This is a genomic window from Microbulbifer variabilis (assembly GCF_052467165.1).
Genome location: NZ_CP174301.1, coordinates 1,754,646 through 1,772,470, shown reverse-complemented (window position 1 = coordinate 1,772,470; position 17,825 = coordinate 1,754,646). Strand labels below are relative to the sequence as shown.

The window sequence follows — 17,825 nt, the reverse complement described above, 5'->3', positions numbered from 1 at the left end:
TTTTCCTGTGGCATTTTCAATAATTTTTTGGAGTACAGAGATAAATCCCAATCAGGGAAATCTAATTAACTGAAAAAATACAGGACAGACCATACGAATCATAGCATCCATATTAAAAAGCTTACCACTGAGAAGTTGCTCAGGCCGCAACAAACAGAACCTCGGGATAACTTTCCATTGGTGCAAATCTTAAAAATCTATAGCCCATCACCCTACCTAGCTGAAAACCTTCTAACTCTATAACTATAAATAAATTAGAGTTCTAGACCCGCAGCTTAAATACACACTAACTAGTTTTTTGCCAATTTAATTTAGAGCGACAAATCTCATAAAAATTATGATCTAAAGGATGAATCAATGTTAATCGATGTGGCTTTTTATGAATTCTAATTACATCTCCAGGCCGCGTAATAACCTGATCATGTCCATCACAAGTGACATATGGCTTAGCAATATTATGTTCACCAATTATGAGTTTAAACTCACTGCTACCTTCCACAACTATAGGACGACTGCTTAGGGTATGAGGATTAAGAGGCACCAGGACAATTGCATCTAGCTTAGGGTGCATAATAGGCCCCCCACCAGAAAGCGCATAGGCTGTTGAGCCTGTTGGAGTGGAAACGATTAAACCATCCGATCTCTGTGTATATACGAACTGACCATCAATATACAAATCAAATTCAATCATCCGAATAAACTCACCCGGATGGAGCACCACATCATTGAGAGCAGCCCCCTTGCCAACTTGCTTTCCGGCTCTCGTGACAGACATATCTAATAAAAATCGACTCTCAGCCATATACTTCCCAGACAACACCTCCCCAACCTTTTCTTCGACCTGGCCTGGCATAATATCTGTTAAGAAACCTAAACGTCCCCGATTAACCCCCAATAGCGGAACACTATACTTAGCAAGCGCCCTCGCTGCCCCAAGAAGACTTCCGTCACCACCAACAACAATAACTAAATCACACAATTCGCCAAGCCGCTCCTTGGAAGACACTCTAACATTGTGCCCTGATAGCGCCTCTGCCGTATTAGTTTCCAGAACTATTGAATAACCTTCTTTTTGAAGGAATGACATTAAACGCTCGAGTGATATAACTGCACTCTCACTTTCTGTACGACCAATTAGACCTATATTTTGAAACTCAGTCACCATTCCCCCTATACATATTTAGTACCCCTCAACAGCCAGCTGAATACCCGCTCAGTCGATACTAACTGGCTAGGTGAAACCCCGAGAGCCCAAACCCCCATTATGCCGGAGACTAACTTTTCAGTCGAACTTGCAGAAGTCAGGAGAAAGCACAAAGTCATCATAGACTACGACGCACACTTTCCCGACAAACTTGTAGATTTATGAGGTTCACTACGTCACCTCACCTAATATTTGAGCAACTCCTATTCATAACCGCGCCTTCCCTGAAGGCCCCCGGAATGAACTATAAGAACACGCTCCCCATGAGAGATATTTCCACTATTATTAATCTTTTGAAGGGCATTAAATAACTTCACAATATAAACAGACTCAATCGGGATCCCAGAGTGATCTTCGAGTATACGCTGTAACTCTCTTAATTCCGCTGAGAGCTTCCCATAGCCTCCTCCATGATATCCCCCTAACAAACACCCCATTCTTTCATTAGACAAGAGGTGAGGCACTTGCACTCCGGCCTGGATACTCTTGTTAATCTCTGAAGATTGGCCAAGCACAGTAAGCCAATGTTGCGCGCTTTTCCGAACACTCTCCCCTGCTTTTAAAACCTCAACCCCAACAACAGACGATCTCTGAATACTTGAACTAAGCCCAGCAAAGGTAGCTCCAGTCCCACAGGCTACCCAAACTTGATCAAAATCTACTGGCGCCGTGCGCTCTATTACACGTCCCAATAATTGAGTACCTCGCACGCCAGCCAGATTAGCCCCCCCCTCAGGTACAAAGTAGACGCCTTGATTTTCAAGCCCCAACTCCTCTATAAAGCCCGATTCATAGCGTCGTCGATACTGCGCTCTTGTTACAAAAATTAATTTCATTCCAAGGCGTTCAGCATCCCGTAAAGTAGCACTAAGCACCGGCGGCCTTTCACCGCGAATAATACCTATAGTATTAAAGCCAAAGCGAGTTCCAGAGGCTGCAACTGAGTGTATATGGTTTGACCAAGCCCCGCCGCATGTAACAATTGTCTCAGCCCTTTGATTTCTGGCCTCAATCAAATTATGGATAAGTTTGTAAGCCTTATTTCCTGATATTAGTGGATCGATCAAATCGTCACGCCTGACCCAAACATCCAAACCAGGAAACAAGCCGCCTCTAACCTGCTGGTATGGAATTCGAAAAGCCGCATCAGTAAATACCTGAAGATCTAGTCGGTCTAAAAAATGGGGCATCATGGACAAACCTTATAAAAAACTATTATGCCTATTTGGGGGGCACCTATCAGATACATTAAACTTATTATCCGCTCTGCCAAGAGCATTTCCCCTTTACCAATTTAAACCAAAACATCAATATTCTAATTAGGCACACATCAATGTTTTTAAAACCATGAGGCGACAATTAATCCAAAAGAAATTGAGGTGTACTAAAGGACAAGCCTCTACATCATAACCAAGTCAGCCTATAGCCTGCATTTCAACTGAAAAAGGCTTCGGTACGAGTGGGCCAATATCACCATATCCAAAAAGCGGCTTCAATTTAAATGCAGTAGTTCATACAATAATTTTTCGAGCAGATGCCGTGCCTAACAATTGTCGGAATACATAAAAATAACTACAAAATGCAAAAGCTTCAGCCAGGTTCATGTGGTGCAGTAACGACAGCTAGCCTCGCAATGCGACTTCCGCATAAACCTACTTCCGGGGGAGACTGACCTGCAGCCCCTATCTTGCACCAGGTCCAATTCTGTAGTCACCTCAAATCAACAAGGAATATGAACCCACCTTAAGCCAGTAAAATGACTATATATCCATAACCATACACCTCAAAGCCCCCTGAAGGAACAATCTACCTAATAGGGGATGGGGGTGAAGATTGTCGGCAGGTATGATACTTCCGGCTAGCAGGCGGTATTTAACTAGAACTCAGGCCTTTATAGGCAGAGCAAGAAACTCAGAAGCTTGCCACATAACCGATATGACTTGTGAGTATATGAACAGCTGAAGGTCGAAAATTATTCAATATCGGCGACCACAGAAATGTTTCCCCAGCCTAAACAGCCACAAAAAAGGCCCGCACTTTCGTGCGGGCCTTTTTTTAATCTGGCGGACCGGACGGGACTCGAACCCGCGACCTCCGGCGTGACAGGCCGGCATTCTAACCAACTGAACTACCGGTCCTCGGTAGTAAACTTCTTAGAAAGAAGTTGGTGGGTGGTACAGGGGTCGAACCTGTGACCTACGGCTTGTAAGGCCGTCGCTCTCCCAACTGAGCTAACCACCCGATGCTCTTTTCTTTAAGGGCCTTGCCCCCTTGAGCGAGGCGCATATTACCGGATTGGAATTTATTGTCAACAATTTTCGCGCCAAAAGTAAGAGTTACTAATCTTGGGCCTCTTCAGAGGGAGCAGAAACCGGTGCAGCCATCACATCCACCTCATCCACACTCACCTCCTGCATAATTTTGCCCTGCCGATAGTCGGGATCAATCAAGTGACCAGCTATCTTCACAGGGATTTCCATTGGAATTAACTGCTCCTTAGGGCGCGCCAAATCCTGCTCATTGAAGTTACACACCCCAGTAGGAAAAATGCGCAGCAAATCATCAATTCGTCCAGTAATTTCTTCCGTGTGAGGACCATATACGCCTTTTGCCAAGGCTCTCTCTACAGGCTGTAATGCACACTTGAAAATATCATCAGTAATCGGTGCACCGGCCACCTGCCTGGAAGTGCTATGAATCGGGTACTCGCGCATACATTTCCCGGAAGCCAAGCCGTTCCATTCACCATTCCAAACTTCAGGACCAGCCGCTAGTACATTGCCCTCCCGGTCAAAGCAGCGGTCGTTGGCGCCTTCAGGCCGATTGCCTACCACACCCTTCGAAGGATTATTAATAATGTTCTGCATCCAGCGATCAACTATATCGAGCGCTTCATCCACTGGGTTGTGGTCCTTGTGACTCACCCAGATCAAGTGGTTGTCTGCATGACCCCGAGCACGGCGAATACGCTCACGTGCAGAAAAAGAAGCTGAGCTATGGTGCATATCGGGCTCTTTATCCAGATAGTGGCGCATATCCACTATCGGAATCTCAACATCTCCTAGAAAAACATGGCCCGACCGGTAGATCCCATTAATCGCCTCCATACTTGCGCGGCTCCGTTTTGCCGGCTTTGCAATTGTACCCAAGTTTAAATTTTGCTCGCTCCAAACAGATAGCTTCACTGGCAATAAGCCTCCGTTTAGAAACCACAACTTTTCATCACTCTGGTTTTCCTGTGCCTTCCACCCTCCAATAGATGCATTCACCTTTAAAAAGGTATCGATGCTTATATCCCCATTTACCAGTGCCTTTAAACCATACTGAACACCTTCATTATCCCAAGTACTATTGGCATAACCATTCTCTCCAGCGCCATAGAATTGACGCAGGTTCTCCCAATGAGTCCAGTGGACATTATCTACAACAGAGGTAGAAAAACTCTTAAAAAAATGTACAAAGTTAGGGTTATTAACCAAGGGCACTAGCCCTCGCCACCCTTCCACACACTCCGTTGCCCCTCGAGCTCGGTTCCTATAGCGGCTATCAAATAAAGAAGCTGCAACGTTGATCATGTGGAAGCGACTATTCACTTCAGGGTTAGCAGCGAGCCCCTGAAGAATTGAACGCTCCTCTACACTCTTCCAGCGAGGATTATCGGCATCCTGCACATCAAAGAAGTATTCCAGCGGCTCACAATCGAATGCGTAGATAGTCTGAGTGACCATATCCGGATACGAGTAGAGAGGGATTGCAGCATCCAATAAACCAGGGGCATTTTGGGCAAACAAGTACTGCTGGATAGCCCCCCCCGATCCACCTATACCCACTGTATACATTGGCTCGCCATAAAGGGCTTCGAACTGCTTCTTTAATCGACGCGCTGTATCCTCCGCCAGCCACATATTGTAGTGGTTGCGGGTTTGGTTTGCTGTCGAATAAACAATTGCATATCCACGCGCCAACTGATCCACTCGCCGCCTGGTTACATCGCCTTTATTGAGGTTACCTTGGCGCCCCCCAATACCGACACCTCCCCTAAATTGATAAATTAACCGCCGGTTCCAATTGCTGCCATTAGGTGCCTCTGCAGTTTCCCCATCCCCCCGCAAAGCAGCAATCGCATAGAAATGCCGATTAATAGTGCCTGTCTCTACGCGTATAATGAAATCCACTTGGCGCCCATTTACAGTCACTTTATCAATATCATTTCGCGCCTCAAACAGATAGCGAAACTTTCCATCAGTTGTACTGCGATAGAAATAGGTAACCTCAGTTGCATGACTACAGTCGCGACTATACCCAATAACTTCCTTTGTTTTTTCGCCTGCCTCATTCAGCGCAAAAACAGGTACCCCCTCTTTGACCTGGTTATCGACCAACGGCTGTTTATTCGTAATGGCATTTCTTCCGCAAAAGAATGGATACTTGGATGGACCGGTAAACAGGGTCTCCACAGGGCCAACTTCACCTATCGAGATCGGAAATGGAAAGTATTCTGGCGGGCGAGACATCATCCTCGGATGAGGGCCAGTATATGCAGGTGTAGGGTCATAATTTAGTGCGCCACTAGGCACCCCCAGTACAGGAGCATCTACTTTTCCATGTACTTTTGGCAGCTTCTCATACGCAACCCACGCAACTGCTCCCAACACAGCCAGCAAGAACAAGAAAAAAACTGAGAGAAACCATGCTCCCCTTGTCGACATAAACGCCTCCACAGCCGTCAACTTCTGTATCTGGTACAGGTTGATTATATGAAGGGATAAGCAAGGCAGCCGCTAGTTGGCGCCGGTGAGGACATCTAGGGCCAAAGTATCAGTAGCCGGAAGCAGATATCTTATCTATGGAAAGTCAAATCAAGTACTTATTGAAAGTTAAAAAGGAGGCGCTATGGCCCCCTCTCAAGACGAACTTAAGGAAATAAATTAGCCTTTAGTGATGACGCCTTTCTCCTGCAATGTAGAGATAATTATCTCCACTTCTTGTTCAAGAGTCATTTCAGCAGTGTTTAGGTGTAATTCAGGGGAGAGCGGGGCCTCATAGGGATCATCAATGCCTGTGAAACCTTTGATCTCTCCGGCTCTAGCCTTTTTGTATAACCCTTTCGGGTCCCGCGACTCAGCCTCTTCAAGAGGGCAATCCACAAAAACTTCTAGGTAAGGAAGATCGCCAGATTCGTGTATTTTTCTGACCATGTCACGATCATCACGGTATGGACTAATAAAGCTACTCAATACCACAACCCCGGTATCTGCAAAAAGCTTGGAGATCTCACCTACCCGACGGATGTTCTCCTGTCGATCTTCAGCAGAGAAGCCAAGGTTGGAGTTGATACCCAGGCGAATATTGTCCCCATCCAAGCGATAACTTAGCACGCCCCTAGCGGCCAGAGCCCTTTCTACAGCAACTGCCACAGTGCTCTTGCCAGAACCAGACAAACCAGTGAACCAAAGGGTCGCGCCTTTATGACCAAGGATTTTCGCCCTTTTCTCCCTAGTCACTTCACCCTCATGCCAATGAACATTGGTCGCTTTGCGTTCAACTGTAGTAGTCACCGATCACTCCAAGATTTCACATACCATTCCTATGCACCCCACCATTAGCACCAAGTACCAACTAGCGGGGAAGTTTGGGCGCCAATTATCAAGGATTCAAGGGGATGACGTAAAGGGATTGCTTATAGCTATTTTGGGGGCGGAGGTTCATCCAGTGAATAATAAATGACGAACTAAATTGCCCTAAAAGCCAAAAAAAAGGAAAAAACGACTACTTAGAAAGGGAGAAATTCCCCAACTCCATTGGATAGCCCCAAAATTACTCTCCCAGGCTCAGCCACCAACTCAGCTAGACTTCACCCACCTAATATAAGGTCGCAGTATCCATAAGCTATGGGGAGAGGTCCAAGATGGGGCGAATCATCATATTATGCGGTGATTTTACTGAAGATTATGAACTGGCAGTTCCATTCCATTGCCTGAAGATGCTTGGACATGAAGTGAAAACCACTAGCCCTGGCAAAGTTGACGGCCAATACATCACTACATGCATCCACGACTTCAACGATCGCTATCAAGCGGTTACAGAGTGGGAGGGGCACCGATTTATGGTTGATAGAGCATTAAATGGGGTAGATGCGAATGACTACGATGCTATCATACTTCCCGGAGGTCGCGCCTGCGAAACCTTGAGAAACGATCCACTCGTCAAATCACTAGTAATAGCTTTTGCAGAATCCCAGAAAGTCGTAGCGACAATCTGTCGCGGACTCCAGATTCTACTCGCCACGGGCCTAATGAAAGACCTATCAGTAACTGGTCACCCTGTATGCCAGGCTGAGGCAAGCTTAGCAGGGGCACACTGGAAAAAGTTGAGTTTTGATGAGACGCTTGTTAACAAGAATTTCGTGATGGGCACAGAATGGCCAGGGTTATACGCATGGCTTCGTGATATTCGGACAGCTCTAAAGAGTGAGTCTCCCAGCTAACAACTAGGTAAACCCATTTTAAGTATCTTTGTGAGTGCTAGAGAAAGCCTCTTATCTTATCTCTTGCTGACTGGCCATCGCTGCCCGATGAAAAGATCGAGCTACTCTCGAGCTTTTATAGAAATCAACTTATCCAACACGGACCCTGTAACAGCGTGTGTGGCTCGACCCATTGATTCTATCTGAAATATAATTACTATTGCGCGTCTGATCGAAGGTACTCTAAGCCATAACATGTTGAGCCAGCCCTCAGCTGGGCACCTCAAATAAGGTAGCTTCCAATTAGGAACTCGTAGCTTTATGTGGACAAATTTCGGCTACAGGTGAGGAAAAGAATTGCCTTTTGAGTCACCCAAAAAATTAAATAATCTATTATCAACGAAGGAATAAAATGAAGTACTTCCTAGATGCGCTTAGTAAATATGCAGACTTCTCTGGACGTGCCCGTCGCACTGAATTTTGGATGTTTACCCTGATTTATTTTGTACTTTCCATCGGTATAAGCATACTAGATGTTGTGCTTGGTATCGGGTTCCTTGCAATCTTATTTGCCCTTGCAATGCTAGTCCCAACTATCAGCATCACTGCACGCCGCCTACATGACACTGGTAGAAGTGGTTGGTGGCAGCTTTTGAGTCTGATACCACTTATTGGCGGAATAGTTCTAATTATTTTTCTAGTACTTGATAGTACAGAGGAGAATAAATGGGGTATCAGCCCAAAATTTGCATAATTGACATGTAGGCAAGTTAAATTATTGATGTGGCCTAGACTCAAATCGGCCACATCATTCCTCTCACTCTAGGCCTAGCCTTTACAAAAACTATTAAATTTCTTAAAAGTTATAGAATTTTGCATATCCTCGATATAGCTATGCAGACTCGAATCCCTCTTGAGCATCTTGCAATGCCTTGAACTAATAAAATAACCTGTGAGGTATGGTGGACTATAAACCAAAAGCGGCCCCTTCTAACATTCATCTATTTTCCAACCCCACCCCTGCCGCCTCCCACTGGATATTTAATTGGAATCCAAACCATCCGTAATCAATTAACCACTTATCACAAGGACAACACCGCCAAACCGGAGTTAATACAGCTCTAATCTCTTAAGCCCTGCATTATGTATGGGCTCTTTAAGGCTCCCATAGAGAAACTCGTAATCAGCCTTAAGCCGCCTATCCACGTCGTTGGAAATTAGAGCAATCATGCAATATGTCTTTCAAGCAAACAAGTGCAATAAAGCCCCGTTAATCTGGTTAAAGATATCGGGGTCGTGCTAACCTCTGACTCCTATAGGTAATTGAAAAACCCTACAATTCATGGGGTTTGGCTTTGAGAAAGGGGGTATTAGCCAATGGCAAAGAGCGTTTTGGATAGGTTCAAGATTCGCAAGGGAAAGGTTTTTGAGGCACCGCTGGAAGAAGCATTTGGCCGCTTGGTTACTCCATTTGAAGAGTTCATCCATCGCCAAAGCAGTAGTGGGATTTTGCTAATGCTATCAGCACTGGCAGCGCTTATTATCGCTAACTCCCCTCTTCAAGATACCTATAAACACCTACTACATATGCCTATCAGCTTAGGTACAGGTGATTGGGAGCTTTCTCTGTCTTTACACCACTGGATCAATGACGGCCTGATGGCCATCTTCTTTTTTCTAGTAGGGCTGGAGCTTAAACGTGAATTTCTTGTAGGAGAGCTCTCCGACCTGCGTCAAGCTGTATTGCCTGTAATGGCGGCTATCGGCGGCATGCTAGTACCTGCTTTAGTTTATACCTCTTTTAATATTGGCGGAGAGGCAGGGCGTGGATGGGGTATCCCCATGGCTACTGATATTGCTTTCGCAGTAGGATGCATTGCGTTACTAGGGAACAGAGTTCCCCGTGCAGTGGTCACTTTCCTGGTTGCCCTAGCTATTGTTGATGACCTCGGCGCAATCCTCGTGATCGCCATCTGGTATACCGAGCAGGTGAACGTTATAGCTCTAATCGCATCTGGAAGCCTAATTGTAATAATGGGGCTTCTTAACGCTGCCGGCGTACGTCGATCATCAGCCTACGTATTCCTTGGGATACTATTGTGGTATGGACTTTACTTAGCAGGCGTTCATGCCACGCTTGCAGGCGTCATTACCGCTATGGCATTACCTGCCAAGCCAAAATATGATCCTGTTGCTTTTAGCACATTTGTAAAGGATATTATCCGCAGCTTTGACCGCTGCTTCCGCCCAGGTGACAAGATTATTGCCAACGATGCACTACGCGCGCGTGTTATGGCCCTGGGTAATGGCGTGAGCCTCGCCCAATCCCCCCTGCAGCGTATGGAAACCCGTTTACATATCCCTGTTGGCTTTCTTGTAATCCCAATATTCGCCCTCGCTAATGCTGGCATCCCATTCGATAGCTTTAGTAGCTCAGCGGCAGTTTTTAACCCAGTGACTCTTGGAGCTATAGGAGGCTTGGTCTTTGGTAAGCTCGTGGGTATTGTGGGCGCAACCTGGATTGGCTGGAAGTTAGGATGGGGGAGATTACCCAAGGCAGCTAATTTTCAACATATAATCGGTGTGGCATTGCTCGCAGGTATCGGCTTTACCATGTCAATCTTTATCGCCGAGCTTGCGTTTAGCTCCCAGTATGAGCTACTAATTCAGGCCAAAGCTGGCATTCTACTAGCCTCTGTAATAGCTGGAACCGCGGGCTTTCTAGTATTACGCAATGCTCCTGCGACCACTACCACTGATGATGAAGAGGCTCAAGGCGACGACTTCGATTATCCAACTCAATCTTTATCCCAGTAAACATTAGCTTTAGCGCAACCTAGAAAAACTGAATCAAGCACTCCTTTGGCCGAGTAAATCCTTGTTACTCGGCCTTTCAATTCTACGTTCTGTAATAATTAACCATGATAACAAGCGCACGCTGAAGTTAATGATCGAGATCACCACTTAGCAAGGTTTAACCATAAAACCAGCATCGCTGCTTCCATAGTAGCATTCAGATTTTCCAAACCTGCCCAAAACCTTTCTACGTAAGGCCAAGCTAAACCAATAGATTAAACCCCGACAAAGCTATACGCACAGTATTTCTCTAGCTCCAGGAAGTTAAATTCTGACTAAAGTTACATCACAATGCGCATGATTCACTATACCATTTGCCGTAGATCCAATAATAGAACTCAACCCTTTCTTGGAATGAGTACCCAGCACGATTAAATCTACCTTCCTCTTCACAGATTCCTTACATATGATTTCGTAAGGTTTTCCTACCTTAAGAGCCCTGTTCTTTTTGGAAATACCAAAATCGGATACGATATCTTCAAATTTCGGCAGAGCACTCTCCTTTAACTCCTTCTGATAATCCCTCGGCAAGAAGCCATAAGGCAACACATTTAGAACAAACAATTTACTTTCAAATTTCTTCGAAAGCTCTACCGCTTTTGAAAGAACAAGCCTGCCTTCATGTGATGCCTCTATAGCACATAGAATGCTCTTATACATCTTTTAATCTCCTATGGTATATTAATGCTCTTCATGGAAAAAACACCTAAACAAAACCACAAAATCAAAATTACCAGTACATTAACCAGTCAAAATTTGACCGCCCCTCCCTCTATAACCCCCTTGGAAATCATGTAGAATTTATCATCATTAGATCAAAATCACGAGTTAATTAGCCAAAAACAATAAAACGACTTCAGCAATAAAATCATCGCTGCTTGGACATTCACCTCGAAACTAAAACCCCTATGAAACTTTTACTATCCTGAACCAAGAATATCATGTAGGCTTAAAACAGTATAAGCTTGTTAAAATTAGAGCAATAACAAAAAGTTACTCCCTGCTAAAAAACTGAGTTTTTAGCAATATAGAGAAGGGTAAGTTGGATGAGGCAATTATGATTAGAGCTTACAGCATTACTATTGAACGCAAAAGCCAAGCAGAGAAGTATTTATCGTCAAGAAAACTTATGCCTAGCCTAGGAGTTTTCCACTCTTAACTAGACTCTCTATTCACAAATATGAAATCAGATAAGCCGAGAGCGCTGACTTCATAAAGCCTGATATAGATAAGACCCGATTAAGATGCCGTACATCATCAAGGTTATATCGAGAGGCATAGTATATAGACTTGCGACCTTAAAGAAAGTAAATTTAAACCTAAAGGCAGCTTATAGCTTTAGGCATCTCGGCGTAATTAATGAGCCGCAAACCGCGAGAAAATATACCTCCTAGACCGGGAGCCAACAGCACCAAAATACCAATAAAACCACCTACCACTGCGTATCTATATTGCAAAGTGTACTCTCACCCATACAGACTTCTATGAAGATGGCCCGCTGATTTTACAACAACCATTGGCAATCAGGCTTCATGGATCAAAAGTTAAAGCTGCCAGTGATGTTAGAGATAGACCTCAGAAGGGAAGTGGCATAAAACCCATATCTATACAAAGAAATACAATCAACAGCTGATATGTTTATCATGCCTAAATCGAAAATATCCAGGGAAAGTAAATATTTTAGATTAACCTTCGCTCTTCCTGCCTTCCGGTTTCGAAAACATCGAAACACTCACTTCTATAAAATTCAAGCTTTTTGCCACCACCTGCTCTCACCTAAATCAAAACACTAAGATTTGTGAGCAATTTTTAACCAAGATCCCTCACAGCTTTTATCCCCTCACCTGCCATCTCAGTATCAACCCCAAACCCAAACATCTCGACAGGCTCTCTGTGCCGTCAATCTAACAGTCGTTCGCTAAATTCAGATCAAACTAATTGACATTTTAAACACTCTTAATTTCGTTTTACCATTAAAAATTAAACGTTACACCATCTTTCTGTAAGCATGATTCGCTCACCCCAAAATAGTGCAGACTTCCTAAATTTTGGAAAAAACTCAGGATCCCACCCCCGATATCATCAATTATCCAAGCCAGATGAATAATGTAAAAATATGTTTAGATAGCTTCCACAAGAGCAAGCTTGGCCAGTTAGCATGTCAATTTGGAAGATAGACTTAGAAATATCCAAAAAATCAGATTAAGTGCATACCGCCATAGATGGCTCAAGATCAAAAAAGGAACCACCCAATTCACCTTATTGATCAATTATCTTGGCTTAAGATGAATATAGTAAAGTCGAAGTAAAATCTACTTTTGATTACAGCTATGTGCAGTTGTTCAATCCCCTACATATCTGTTTCTCATATAATTGCCTGATTATTTGCACCTATTCACAACTCTGCATCGGAGTCTCAGGTAACCAAGCCAGAATCTAGCAGACCGGCACAGGCTTTTAATTAATGGAAATATTTCGAACTAACAACTACTTCCACTTGTCCAAATCACAAATAGCTTTTAAGTTTACATATAAATCTCAACCATAAAGATTGAAAGTTGGTAGAAAGTATGCTATCCATTTGTTAGCAGCTATAAAATTTTATCAATAGGAAGTATCATTCGATGAAAAATAGTAATATATTTTTACTGATTATAATCACTGCGATGGTTTCTAATTTTGCTACTGCTAATAAGCCCTCCCCATCGGAGGCTTTGGCTGCTCGGCCTCTACATTCAAACAACCTCTATAACAGTAAGCTGCCTAACAATGCCCTACCACTATCCTCTATAATTACCATTTTAGAGCAGCATGATTATACACCAATAGACATAGAGTTTATGGATGACCACTGGGCCATTAAAGCCTATAAAAACTACCAAAGATTTGAGCTGAAGGTAAACCTTTTTTCTGGAGCTATTCTCTACGAAAGAATTAGCAGCCATTAGGTTGCACTAAAAAAGGTGGGAGGTTATAAATATTCACCATTTTAAGTAAATTCAGGGTACGCCTCTTCAAAAAGCCTATATTTAGCTTATGATTACTGCGAGGTTTCAGCTAATTTTTAAGCACTTTTTTGCCCAAAATGCTATATTATCAAAGTGTTTCACTCTGCACTTGGTGAGAGTTCTATTTTTTAGCACACAAACAAACTGTATATATAAGCACCACTTAACTCAAAATTTAATCATCCATACCCCATCTTCCAATAACTGAAAGTTTAAGGTTGATTAATAAGATACTCTTAGGACCTCCCGGCATAGACAAACAACCCTGTATATTTATTAACCCAAAATACAGTGACGTACATATAGGGCTGATTGATACCTTAAGCAACCCCCACCCTTAATCAGCTGTCTGCATATTAAGTCATACAGATTACTATGGCGAAGCCGGTAAGGGTCTCCCACTAACCATGGATATTACTTCTTTAAAATCAAAAGAAACCTACTTAAAACCCCTTTCGCTAGATAGCCTTCACGAGCTTATTCACGTTATACTTCTGCCGTCCATATTCAGGGGTTTATGTGTGTCTAATTATAAATCGAGGGTAAATAGAGGTATGATGAAACTAGTTGGTAGCTCAATCGGAGCTTTGTCTTTTCTATTAGGCTCAAGCAATATACTAGCGTATGGAGATGGCGACGACCCTCTCTGCAAATATGGCTGCCTTATGTCGACTAGTGCAGAAGTTACTGAAATACGAACATACACTCACCAGGCTGAACTAGTCGTCGCCGTTGACACGGGGTTTGAAGAGTGTCCAGAAGGTGGGTTCGTTGCTAAAGACTCCATTAACCGTATGGAATTAACATCGCTACTTTTGAGTGCCTTTCATTCTAAAACTCCAGTAAAGCTTCAGGTCTATAAAAGCAATGAATGGTATGCTTCGGAAGGAAAGACACATTGTATGATTAGAGCTGTTAGGCTGTACCAGAAATAGTATTAGATGGCAGCTGTAGCTGCCCGCGATCCCAGGGGCGCTATATTTACAAATAGATATATCTATCTTTCAGTTATCTATGCCAGCATAAAAAATCATCATCGAGAGCTAATTTAAAGTATTTATAAAGTTTAAAAAGAAATTTTTTATTATTTCAATAATGACAACCCTTTCAGCTCTCTTTACACAATCATATGCATATTTAGAATGTGGCTACATCGATGTAAAAGGTATCACAGTGCAAGCAACTCGCGATAATGGTAGTGCTTTTGTAAATACATTACGTACACACGTAAATTATCAGGGAGATTGTAGCGGGGTTATGTATACCTACCTTAAAAATTCAAAAGCTTCTTACCCAAGGGTTTTATCTACAATATTATCTGCACAAGCTTCAGGAAAAAAGTAAGTGTAAATGTTAAAGAATCAAGCGATATATCTTCAAATGCACATGAAATTGAATGGATTAACAATTGGGAATGATGAAATTACCATTGGGTTAATTGGTATCATAAGCTGCGCATAGCAGACAGTTAAAATCAAGCAGCCCCAGATTAGGTCAGTGCTACTTTTCTGCTTAACAGCGCGGCACACGTGTAATCTCAAATTGTATACATTTAGGAATCTGAACATGTTAAAAAAATTAGTTTTTAGTTTTATGATTAGCGGGATATCTATGAGTTCTTTATCAGCTTCTCAGGATATTGAAATAACAGGTATAGGCATAAGTGAATCTACGAAAACTGTCTATATAGGCGTTTATCCAAGCATTTCTGATACCCCATGCAGTGGAAGCTCACAAGTAAGAATTTCTCTTGCCAGCAGCTTCACTGCTAAAGAAGTGTATTCAGCTGCATTAACTGCTTTTGCTAGCTCAAAAACAGTCAATATAGGATACGATGATTCAAGCTCAGCAGAGTGCCTGTTAAACAACCCAATAATACAGACGCTCTACATTAAAAAATAGCCCCGGAAATATTTGAAAATACGTTATCAAAACTAACAAATGGAGAAACACTGATGAGAAAGATTATTTTATTTAGCCTTTTCCTATCAATGGAAACCTTAGCAAATGGCTGGAGCGGAATTCGGGATATTGAAATGATACAGCAAAGGGAGTGCTCATCGGAGAATAAAGGCTTCGAGATTACGTTCAAAACTGATCACAAAAACCCTGACAGCTGCTCCAACCCTCGAATTGTTAATTTATCTTGCACACAGCCAGGTTATGAAACAATGGTTTCCATGGCGTTAACAGCATTGGCCACAGGAAAAGGAATTGATACCTGGGTTGCCGGTTGCGACTCAGAGGGACATGCAAGAGTAGCATCAATGACATTACGGCCATAGATTAACTAGGACAACTTTTGGTTATTGACTTCATTAGCTACCTCTCACGGTCAACCAAAATAAATAGGAGAAAATATGAAAATATCTATAATATTACCTTCAATTATTATAATGTTCACATCAGCACTGGCACATTCAGGGGCTTCGACAGAAGGGGGAATTGAACGCCTCTATTCCCAAGAAGAAGGTAATGTTGTATTCTGTTTAGAAGAAGGGTTTAACGATGCCGCGAAAAGTAAGCGCCTTACTTACAATGGTTTTACAGGTACATCCACTTCCGCTGACCCCATCTTAAAACCTACTTTACTGTCAGCTAGTATAGCAAAGAGAAAAGTAAAGTTACTTTTAGAAGGCTGCCAAGGCTCCTGGATAAAAAATTAAAGCCACCTACATAACCGAATAGCAAAACAAACCTCGACAACAGAGACTCTTTGAGCAGAGCGACTTGTATTGAGATCCAGTCGTCTCTGCCTAGAGTTAAATACTTATGAATATGGCCTACACTTAGCAATAAAGTCACCATCTTCAGGAAATCCTCAACTTATCTTTAAAGATAGGTCACACGAGAGGCTTCCAAATTTTCAATGTTTTCTTAGGACTATCAGTTCCTTGGTAGCTAAGAGTATTTGGCGAGAATACAAATCCATCACCACTGACAAGTACTGCCATTGACCCTTAACCTTAAGGTAAGTTATGTCAGGAACCCAAACTTGATTATTGCTTTTAGGCACAGCTCCTTCCGATCTAAGATTCTCCCCAGAGGCTAGGAAACGCTTTATGCCTGGTGCCCTACGTGTCACTCTCGTAACTCTGGCTACGACTCCTAATTCCTGCATCAGCCGGGCTACGCGCTTACGGCTAACTTCATAGCCCTTGGTCAGCAGGGCTTTCCAAATTCTTGGACTACCATAGCGCCCTGCAGAGTCATCCTAATCTTTTGAATCTGAACCTTTAGATCATCATCTTGGTGTTTTCGGTGCGATCGCGGCCTCTTCAGCCAATCATAATAGCCACTGCGCGATACTCCTAGCCACTGACAAGTTCTTTTGATACCTAGTTCTGATCCAAACCTCTGGATAAATCGATATCTTGCTGATGTTCCTCCGCAAGAAACCGTTGCCACTTTTTTAGCAAATCAAGCTCCTGCTTTAATTTACGATTCTCCGCCTCCAAACGCTTTACCCTAGAAAGTTCCTTTTCTTTTCTAGAGACTACATCAGTAAGCTTTCTTCGCTTATCTGCCAAAATCTTCCCTTCCTGAAACGCTTTTCACCATCGTGACAGCATGAAAGGGTGAATGTCGAGAGTTTTAGCCACTTCCTTAACTTGAATGCCCTCTATCAAGCTAAGCATTACCGCTTTCACTTTGAATTCGTTTGAATACTGCCAAGTCTTTCTAGGTTTGTTATATTTTGGCATAAGACACCTCGTCTATTTGACTTTGGTGTCCGTTAAAACGGGGCAAGATCACAGTCCGAGCAGTTGCACTTGTTAGCCATTATTGGCATCGTAGCTCCAGCTGGAATTGATTTTTATGCTCTGGACATCTAAAGAAATAAACCAGTCTAACGTATTTCCACCTGATACTCGCTTCATCTTCAGCATCCACTTGAGCGTAAAATATCATCTCTGAGTTACACTCAGTACAGAAACCTTGAACGAAGCGAGGGTAACCGCCTAAAAGCGTCGCATAGTCATTTAGGCAACCGGCTCTCTCTACAGCTTCTTCATACTCTCCCCAAGACGAATCGTCATTGATCTTGCAATATAAATCACTTACTTCTTCGGAGGCAGAATCAAGTCCTTCCCGGTCAGGGAGAACCTCAACAGATGAATATTTTACCTTACAGGGTGTGGGCGCGAACTCATCATTCTTAGTTCTAGTTATTTCGTTAATTAAAGATTCATTGTACAGCTTCACTAACCATTACCCCTTTTCTTCATCGCCAAGCTCCCATGGAAAGCATTCATTGCAATAATAGAAAACGAAGAGCTGTTGTTTTGCT

The 17,825-nt window shown here is 43.0% G+C and carries 15 protein-coding genes, 2 tRNA genes and 1 pseudogene; 7 read left to right on the top strand and 11 right to left on the bottom strand.

All coding sequences use genetic code 11. The features are described 5' to 3' along the window. Nucleotides 1–286 precede the first annotated feature (286 nt). The 6 genes from ACJJIP_RS08020 to cysC all read right to left on the bottom strand — a co-directional run bounded on the left by ACJJIP_RS08020 (nt 287) and on the right by cysC (nt 6,762). The gene (locus tag ACJJIP_RS08020; RefSeq protein ID WP_026305068.1) at nt 287–1,162 is read right to left on the bottom strand and encodes an NAD(+) kinase; all 876 of its coding nucleotides are present in this window, start codon (nt 1,160–1,162) and stop codon (nt 287–289) included. A 245-nt stretch (nt 1,163–1,407) separates the two neighbouring features. Beyond that, nucleotides 1,408–2,394, bottom strand: coding sequence for a 1-aminocyclopropane-1-carboxylate deaminase/D-cysteine desulfhydrase (locus ACJJIP_RS08015; RefSeq protein ID WP_444946916.1), 987 nt, complete (start codon nt 2,392–2,394; stop codon nt 1,408–1,410). An 871-nt stretch (nt 2,395–3,265) separates the two neighbouring features. After that, nucleotides 3,266–3,342 (bottom strand) — tRNA-Asp (locus tag ACJJIP_RS08010). 27 nt (nt 3,343–3,369) lie between these two features. After that, a tRNA-Val gene (locus ACJJIP_RS08005) sits at nt 3,370–3,445 on the bottom strand. Between the two features lie 98 nt (nt 3,446–3,543). After that, a complete protein-coding gene (locus ACJJIP_RS08000) occupies nt 3,544–5,913 on the bottom strand; it encodes a DUF6351 family protein (protein WP_020413123.1) in 2,370 nt (789 codons plus the stop codon). A gap of 219 nt (nt 5,914–6,132) precedes the next feature. Next, nucleotides 6,133–6,762: an adenylyl-sulfate kinase gene (gene cysC / locus ACJJIP_RS07995; RefSeq protein ID WP_020413124.1), complete on the bottom strand. Its 630-nt coding sequence runs from the start codon at nt 6,760–6,762 to the stop codon at nt 6,133–6,135. Nucleotides 6,763–7,112: 350 nt separating this feature from the next. On the opposite strand from cysC, the gene ACJJIP_RS07990 reads away from it, so the two are divergent. The 3 genes from ACJJIP_RS07990 to nhaA all read left to right on the top strand — a co-directional run bounded on the left by ACJJIP_RS07990 (nt 7,113) and on the right by nhaA (nt 10,487). Continuing rightward, nucleotides 7,113–7,691, top strand: a complete 579-nt coding sequence (locus tag ACJJIP_RS07990; protein WP_444946607.1) for a DJ-1/PfpI family protein — start codon at nt 7,113–7,115, stop codon at nt 7,689–7,691. A gap of 391 nt (nt 7,692–8,082) precedes the next feature. Then, complete coding sequence (locus ACJJIP_RS07985; RefSeq protein ID WP_353376416.1) at nt 8,083–8,424, top strand: DUF805 domain-containing protein; 342 nt, start codon at nt 8,083–8,085, stop codon at nt 8,422–8,424. A gap of 623 nt (nt 8,425–9,047) precedes the next feature. Next, nucleotides 9,048–10,487 carry a Na+/H+ antiporter NhaA gene (gene nhaA, locus ACJJIP_RS07980; protein WP_444946606.1) on the top strand — a complete coding sequence of 480 codons (1,440 nt, stop codon included), beginning with the start codon at nt 9,048–9,050 and terminating at the stop codon, nt 10,485–10,487. A gap of 303 nt (nt 10,488–10,790) precedes the next feature. Here nhaA and ACJJIP_RS07975 read toward each other — a convergent pair whose 3' ends face one another. Continuing rightward, nucleotides 10,791–11,186 carry a universal stress protein gene (locus tag ACJJIP_RS07975; protein WP_020413128.1) on the bottom strand — a complete coding sequence of 132 codons (396 nt, stop codon included), beginning with the start codon at nt 11,184–11,186 and terminating at the stop codon, nt 10,791–10,793. A gap of 1,964 nt (nt 11,187–13,150) precedes the next feature. Here ACJJIP_RS07975 and ACJJIP_RS07970 point away from each other — a divergent pair. The 4 genes from ACJJIP_RS07970 to ACJJIP_RS07955 all read left to right on the top strand — a co-directional run bounded on the left by ACJJIP_RS07970 (nt 13,151) and on the right by ACJJIP_RS07955 (nt 16,200). After that, nucleotides 13,151–13,474: a hypothetical protein gene (locus ACJJIP_RS07970; RefSeq protein WP_353376417.1), complete on the top strand. Its 324-nt coding sequence runs from the start codon at nt 13,151–13,153 to the stop codon at nt 13,472–13,474. Between the two features lie 1,626 nt (nt 13,475–15,100). After that, complete coding sequence (locus ACJJIP_RS07965; protein WP_444946605.1) at nt 15,101–15,436, top strand: hypothetical protein; 336 nt, start codon at nt 15,101–15,103, stop codon at nt 15,434–15,436. Between the two features lie 53 nt (nt 15,437–15,489). Beyond that, a complete protein-coding gene (locus ACJJIP_RS07960; protein WP_282953242.1) occupies nt 15,490–15,819 on the top strand; it encodes a hypothetical protein in 330 nt (109 codons plus the stop codon). A 75-nt stretch (nt 15,820–15,894) separates the two neighbouring features. Further along, entirely contained in the window at nt 15,895–16,200 is a 306-nt protein-coding gene (locus tag ACJJIP_RS07955; protein ID WP_444946604.1) for a hypothetical protein, read from the top strand. 200 nt (nt 16,201–16,400) lie between these two features. Here the strand turns inward: ACJJIP_RS07955 and ACJJIP_RS07950 are convergent. From ACJJIP_RS07950 to ACJJIP_RS07935, 4 genes and pseudogenes are all read right to left on the bottom strand, one after another. Then, a pseudogene (locus ACJJIP_RS07950) lies at nt 16,401–16,733 on the bottom strand (IS3 family transposase); the annotation flags it as partial. A 139-nt stretch (nt 16,734–16,872) separates the two neighbouring features. Further along, nucleotides 16,873–17,064, bottom strand: a complete 192-nt coding sequence (locus tag ACJJIP_RS07945; RefSeq protein WP_353376419.1) for a hypothetical protein — start codon at nt 17,062–17,064, stop codon at nt 16,873–16,875. Between the two features lie 24 nt (nt 17,065–17,088). Further along, nucleotides 17,089–17,238 (bottom strand): transposase, encoded by a 150-nt coding sequence (locus tag ACJJIP_RS07940; RefSeq protein ID WP_020411064.1) that lies wholly within the window; start codon nt 17,236–17,238, stop codon nt 17,089–17,091. A gap of 79 nt (nt 17,239–17,317) precedes the next feature. Then, nucleotides 17,318–17,740 (bottom strand): YwqG family protein, encoded by a 423-nt coding sequence (locus ACJJIP_RS07935; RefSeq protein ID WP_020411225.1) that lies wholly within the window; start codon nt 17,738–17,740, stop codon nt 17,318–17,320. Nucleotides 17,741–17,825: the final 85 nt, after the last annotated feature.

Bases quoted from the DNA above. Each gene is read 5' to 3' on its own strand.
- ACJJIP_RS08015 (WP_444946916.1), bottom strand. From the start codon at position 2,394: ATGCCCCATTTTTTAGACCGACTAGATCTTCAGGTATTTACTGATGCG.
- ACJJIP_RS08000 (WP_020413123.1), bottom strand. From the start codon at position 5,913: ATGTCGACAAGGGGAGCATGGTTTCTCTCAGTTTTTTTCTTGTTCTTG.
- ACJJIP_RS07990 (WP_444946607.1), top strand. From the start codon at position 7,113: ATGGGGCGAATCATCATATTATGCGGTGATTTTACTGAAGATTATGAA.
- ACJJIP_RS07985 (WP_353376416.1), top strand. From the start codon at position 8,083: ATGAAGTACTTCCTAGATGCGCTTAGTAAATATGCAGACTTCTCTGGA.
- nhaA (WP_444946606.1), top strand. From the start codon at position 9,048: ATGGCAAAGAGCGTTTTGGATAGGTTCAAGATTCGCAAGGGAAAGGTT.
- ACJJIP_RS07975 (WP_020413128.1), bottom strand. From the start codon at position 11,186: ATGTATAAGAGCATTCTATGTGCTATAGAGGCATCACATGAAGGCAGG.
- ACJJIP_RS07970 (WP_353376417.1), top strand. From the start codon at position 13,151: ATGAAAAATAGTAATATATTTTTACTGATTATAATCACTGCGATGGTT.
- ACJJIP_RS07965 (WP_444946605.1), top strand. From the start codon at position 15,101: ATGTTAAAAAAATTAGTTTTTAGTTTTATGATTAGCGGGATATCTATG.
- ACJJIP_RS07960 (WP_282953242.1), top strand. From the start codon at position 15,490: ATGAGAAAGATTATTTTATTTAGCCTTTTCCTATCAATGGAAACCTTA.
- ACJJIP_RS07955 (WP_444946604.1), top strand. From the start codon at position 15,895: ATGAAAATATCTATAATATTACCTTCAATTATTATAATGTTCACATCA.
- ACJJIP_RS07940 (WP_020411064.1), bottom strand. From the start codon at position 17,238: ATGCCAAAATATAACAAACCTAGAAAGACTTGGCAGTATTCAAACGAA.